Annotated in this window: 5 protein-coding genes and 2 pseudogenes; 4 read left to right on the top strand and 3 right to left on the bottom strand. The window is 67.8% G+C overall.

Translation table 11 applies throughout. From position 1 onward, the window contains the following. Positions 1–105 precede the first annotated feature (105 nt). Positions 106–1,332, top strand: coding sequence for an IS256 family transposase (locus IE185_RS32725; protein ID WP_138898578.1), 1,227 nt, complete (start codon positions 106–108; stop codon positions 1,330–1,332). Positions 1,333–1,372: 40 nt separating this feature from the next. On the opposite strand, the pseudogene IE185_RS32720 reads toward IE185_RS32725, so the two are convergent. From IE185_RS32720 to IE185_RS32710, 3 genes and pseudogenes are all read right to left on the bottom strand, one after another. Further along, positions 1,373–1,986, bottom strand: a pseudogene (locus tag IE185_RS32720) (transposase); the annotation flags it as partial. Between the two features lie 21 nt (positions 1,987–2,007). Continuing rightward, positions 2,008–2,454 carry a hypothetical protein gene (locus IE185_RS32715; RefSeq protein ID WP_138898579.1) on the bottom strand — a complete coding sequence of 149 codons (447 nt, stop codon included), beginning with the start codon at positions 2,452–2,454 and terminating at the stop codon, positions 2,008–2,010. Positions 2,455–2,490: 36 nt separating this feature from the next. Next, on the bottom strand, positions 2,491–3,096 hold the full coding sequence (locus IE185_RS32710) for a flavodoxin family protein (protein ID WP_138898580.1): 606 nt from the start codon (positions 3,094–3,096) through the stop codon (positions 2,491–2,493). Positions 3,097–3,384: 288 nt separating this feature from the next. On the opposite strand from IE185_RS32710, the gene IE185_RS32705 reads away from it, so the two are divergent. From IE185_RS32705 to IE185_RS32695, 3 genes and pseudogenes are all read left to right on the top strand, one after another. Beyond that, complete coding sequence (locus tag IE185_RS32705) at positions 3,385–4,149, top strand: hypothetical protein (protein WP_138898581.1); 765 nt, start codon at positions 3,385–3,387, stop codon at positions 4,147–4,149. A gap of 193 nt (positions 4,150–4,342) precedes the next feature. Next, positions 4,343–4,783, top strand: coding sequence for a class F sortase (locus tag IE185_RS32700; protein ID WP_189716555.1), 441 nt, complete (start codon positions 4,343–4,345; stop codon positions 4,781–4,783). Between the two features lie 53 nt (positions 4,784–4,836). After that, positions 4,837–4,999: pseudogene (locus IE185_RS32695) on the top strand (IS701 family transposase); the annotation flags it as partial.

Here is a 4,999-nt window from a genome sequence, read left to right as displayed (position 1 = left end):
GTCACCACGCACTCTGACCAGCCCATTTCACCCACCAGCACAGGATGAAAGAGGCTCAGTGAGCCCGAGACCGTCGAGTCGGTCGAGCCGCAGCAGTCTTCGTCCGTGGACCAGCAGTTGATCGAGGAGTTGGTGGGCCGGGCGCAGGCCGAGGGGCTGCAGCTGACCGGCGAGGGCGGGCTGTTGCAGCAGCTGACCAAGCGGCTGCTGGAGTCCGCTTTGGAGGGCGAGATCACCGATCATCTCGGCTATGACCGGCACGATCCGGCCGGAAAGAACGGCGGCAACAGCCGCAACGGCACCCGGTCCAAGACGGTCCTGACCGACGTCGGTCCGGTGGAGATAACCGTTCCCCGCGACCGTGAGGGGTCGTTCGAGCCGAAGATCGTGCGCAAGCGGCAGAGGCGCCTGTCCGGGGTGGACGAAATGGTCATATCGCTCGCCGCGAAGGGGCTGACGACCGGCGAGGTCCAGGCCCACCTCGCCGAGATCTATGGTGCGGACGTCTCCCGGCAGACGATCTCCACGATCACCGACAAGGTCCTGGAGGGCATGGCCGAATGGCAGAGCAGGCCCCTCGACCCGGTCTATCCCATGATCTTCATCGATGCGATCCACGTGAGAATACGTGATGGTGCGGTCGCGAACCGGCCCATCTACGTCGCACTCGCGGTCACCACCGAGGGCCGGCGGGACATCCTCGGGCTGTGGGCCGGCGACGGCGGCGAGGGCGCCAAGCACTGGATGCACATCCTCACCGAGATCAAGAACCGCGGCGTCAGCGATGTCCTCATGCTCGTCTGTGACGGACTCAAGGGGCTGCCCGACGCGGTCGAGACCGTCTGGCCCCGCACCACCGTCCAGACCTGCGTGGTCCACCTACTGCGGAACTCCTTCCGCTATGCCGCCCGCCAGGACTGGGACAAGATCGCGAAGGTCCTCAAGCCCGTCTACACCGCCGCCACCGAAGACGCCGCCCTGGAACGCTTCACGGAGTTCGCCGACGCGTGGGGCAAGAAGTACCCGGCGATCGTCAGGCTGTGGGAGAACGCCTGGGAAGAGTTCACCCCCTTCCTCCGCTTCGACACCGAGATCCGCCGGATCGTCTGCACGACCAACGCGATCGAGTCCGTGAACGCGCGGATCCGCCGGGCCGTGAAGGCCCGCGGCCACTTCCCCAACGAGCAGGCCGCACTCAAATGCGTCTACATGGCGATCATGTCCCTCGACCCCACCGGCAAGGGACAAGCCCGCTGGACCATGCGCTGGAAGACCGCACCCAACGCCTTCGACATCACCTTCGACGGCCGCCTCTCAGCAGCCCGTCACTAACCCCAACAACCCCAGTTACACCGTTCGTTTGACAGACCCGTGGGGTCGGTGGGTTGATAGCCAGACCTGTGGCGGCGAGGCAGCCGTCGATCAGACGGGGCCGGAGTTGGATTCTGCGTAACTCACGGCGGAGTGTGTGGTCGAGGTCGTCGGGTGTGCCGAAGGCGGTGTTGGCCATCGCTCTGCGCACGAGTGACCAGAGGGCCTCAACGGGATTGAGGTCGGGTGAGTAGGGCGGAAGGCGGATGGTGGTGAGCCAGTCGTGCTCGGCCTCGTACCGCTTCAGCCCCGCGGTCAGGTGGGTATTGAGATTGTCCCAGACCACCACGATCGGGCCACCCAGCTGGATGTGCGCCCGCACCAGCAGGTCGCGGTAGTCCTGCCAGGAGAAACTCTTGCGTGCACCCCTGAGGAGAAGGTGTGTGCGGGGACGGTGGATGAGACGGCTCTTCTCGCCGGGTTTGTAGCAGCACAGCGCAGCGACCGAGGTCCGGCGGCGGGACCTGCCACGCACGCGGATGATCGGGGTCTGCCCGCGCCGGCCCCAAGTGCGGGCACGGGGCGGCGTCATCGAGAAGCCGGCTTCGTCCTCGAAGAGGATCCAGGCCCCACATGCCGCCGCGAGCCTTTTACCCGGGGCCACACGGCCCGCCGCGTCCGCGGATGCCTGAAGGGTCAGGTCGCGGCGTTGCGCAGGAGTTTGAAGGTGATGCCGGTGGCGATCGCGTAGGCGCCTTTGTGGAACAGGTCGGTGGCGAGTTCCTGCTTCTGCCATTTCCAGGGCCAGGGGGCGATGCCCAGGCTGCGGTAGAGCGTCACGTCGCCGCCCCAGACCACGGCGTAGTGGACGGCGGTTGCCGCCACCGGGCCCAGTCCGGTCAAGCCCAGTGCCCCGCGGGCCGCGCCCATGGTGATGCCGTGGGCCCAGTGGACCGGGGTGTTGAGTTTCTGGGCGGCGGCCTCGTCGCCCTTTTTGCCGGGCAGCGCCGCTCCGACCTGGCCGGGGACCGTGCTGTTCTCCCGTCCGGTGAAGCGCTGCTCGATGGTCTCGGAGACGGTGAGCACCACAGTGCCGACCGCGCCGGCGGCGAGCCCGAGCCCGAGTGCGAGTGCGACGTTCATCTGGGCCTGCTTCCTTGGATGTGCCGGTGAACCGGATCAGGCCGGCGGTGGGCCCATCGGGGTGGTGGCCAGTGCGCGGGCGACCGTGTGCAGGTTCGCCGCCATGGCCCGGCCGGTCTTGGCCGACCATTCGTGGCCCTCTTCGGTCTCGCTGTAGCTCGGGCCCGGGCCCGGGCCACGGTTCCAGTAGGTCCATGCCTGCCCGGGGATGGTGTAGCCGAAGTCCATCAGCCCTCCGGCGATCTCGGAGATCACATGATGGGCGCTGTCCTCGTTGCCGGTCACCACCACCCCGGCGACCCGGTTGTAGGCGACCGGACGGCCATCGGCGTCGGTCTCGCTGAGCATCGCGTCCATCCGCTCCAGCACCCGCTGCGCGATCGAGGAAGGATGCCCCACCCAGGTGGGGGTGGCCACGACGAGGATCTGGGAGGCCAGCAGCTGCTCGTGCACCCGCGGCCAGTCATCGCCGGCGCCCATATCCGTTGCCACGCCGGGCAAAATGTTCAGATCGGCCAGGCGCACCGTGGTGACCTCCACCTCCCGCTCCCGCAGCGCCCGCACCACGACATCGGCGAGACGGTCGGTGTTCGACGGCTCCGGCGAAGCCTTCAACGTGCAGTTCAGCACCAGCGCACGCACAGCACTCCCCGCATTGCTTGGCTCACGGGAAAGGGGGCCGGACAGCCCGCCACAGCACGGTAACCACACCATGCACTCGCCGCTATCGCACCCCGCCTCGCCCGAGACGAGGCATCCTCGGCCACTCCGCTCAACCCCGCACGGTGTGGCACACCGGTTCACCCGAATGCCCGGCTGCGATGGCCCCCACTTGGCCGCCCCTCCAATGTGTCACTCAAGGCACCGGTTTGCGCACTGTGCGCAGCCCCGAGTTTGGGGGTATCCGGTTTTCTCCCAGCTGGAGTACGCATGAAGAAGCACACGGCCGTCTCCGTTGCGGCGCTCGCGGCGATATCGTCCGGGATGGTGTTGGCACCGGTGGCTTTCGCGGGTGACACCTCCAAGGACGGCTCCCTGAACGCGACACTGTCGCCGATCCCGACCAGCAAGGTGACCGGGTCGGGCACGGCGATGGTGCACCTCAAGGGCAACCAGGCCACCGTGACGATCAAGACACGCGGCCTGCTGGCGAACGCCCCGCACGCCCAGCACTTCCACATCGGGGCCAAGGGCCAGTGCCCGCCGGCTTCCGCGGCCACCAAGCACAGCGGCCAGCTGAGCCTGAACACCACCGACGGTCTGCCGTTCTACGGCAAGATCGGCGCCTCGCTCACCACCACCGGGGACACCGGCGCCAGCCACTCCGCGCTCGCTGTGGACCGCTTCCCGATGGGCGCCTCCTACACCTACCACCGCACCATCACTGTCGACGACGAAACCGCGTCCAGCCTGCGCAACGAGAACGCCGTCGTCGTCGTGCACGGCATCGACTTCAACGGCAACGGCAAGTACGACAACGTCCTGGGCCCCAGCGACCTCGACCCCAAGCTGCCCTCCGAGGCCACCAACCCCGCCCTGTGCGGCCCTCTGAAGATGGCCCCCGCCGGCGCGGTTTCCGGCGGCATGGGCGGCACCCAGGCCGGTGAAACCACGGCGCTGGCCGCAGCCGGCGGGCTCCTCGTCGCAGCCGCGGGCGCGGTGTACCTGCGCCGGCGCACCGACCGCCAGAGCTGACCGGGCACGCATGACCAGCTCCTGGCCAGGTGGCCGCCGCGGTGCCTGCACCGCGGCGGCCACCGCCAGCGCCACCACCGCACTCGCACTGCTGACCTACGTCGCCCTGACCGCACAACCACCGCCCCCAACCCCGCCACACACCGCGCGCGCCCAGCAGGCCGTACACCCTTCCCGGCCTGGTGGGCCGGCCATGCCGCGCTCCGAGCCCCGCAGCATCGAAATCCGCAAGCTCGGCGTGAAGACCAGGGTCGAGCAGGTCGGCATGACCCGTGACAGGTCGATCGGCATGCCCGGCAACGCGGGCCACGCAGGCTGGTACACCGGCTCCCCCACACCCGGAGAGAACGGCAACACCATCATCGTCGGGCACCTGGACTCCGCCACCGGCCCCGCAGCCTTCTACGGCCTGGGCGCCCTGCGCAACGGCGACCCGATCAGCATCAAACGCCGAGACCAGACCACCGCGACGTTCACCGTCACCAGCATCAGCGTCTGGCCAAAGAACAACTTCCCCTCAGAACGCGTCTACGCCGCGACCACGAAACCCCAGCTCACACTGATCACCTGCGCCGACTGGGACAACACCACCAACAACTACCGGTCAAACCTCGTCATCACCGCACACCGCTAGTACTGCAACGGTCTTTGCCGTGACGGTTGGGCAGGTCGGTCGTTGGTTTGTTCATGGGTGGGGTTCTTGTTGATGCCCGGTCGTGGGCGGGTGAGCTGAAGGCTCTGCATGAGCGGTTCGTGCACCGTTTCTCCAGGTCGGAGCCGCGTGAGTCGACACTTGCGTATATGCGGGGGTTGATATCTCCGTTGGAGCGGAAGAACGGCTGGACGCTGG

This window comes from Streptomyces chryseus (genome assembly GCF_014650755.1).
GTDB lineage: Bacteria > Actinomycetota > Actinomycetes > Streptomycetales > Streptomycetaceae > Streptomyces > Streptomyces chryseus.
This window is presented reverse-complemented; position numbering and strand designations above follow the sequence as displayed.

Bases quoted from the DNA above. Each gene is read 5' to 3' on its own strand.
- IE185_RS32700 (WP_189716555.1), top strand. From the start codon at position 4,343: ATGCCGCGCTCCGAGCCCCGCAGCATCGAAATCCGCAAGCTCGGCGTG.
- IE185_RS32705 (WP_138898581.1), top strand. From the start codon at position 3,385: ATGAAGAAGCACACGGCCGTCTCCGTTGCGGCGCTCGCGGCGATATCG.
- IE185_RS32715 (WP_138898579.1), bottom strand. From the start codon at position 2,454: ATGAACGTCGCACTCGCACTCGGGCTCGGGCTCGCCGCCGGCGCGGTC.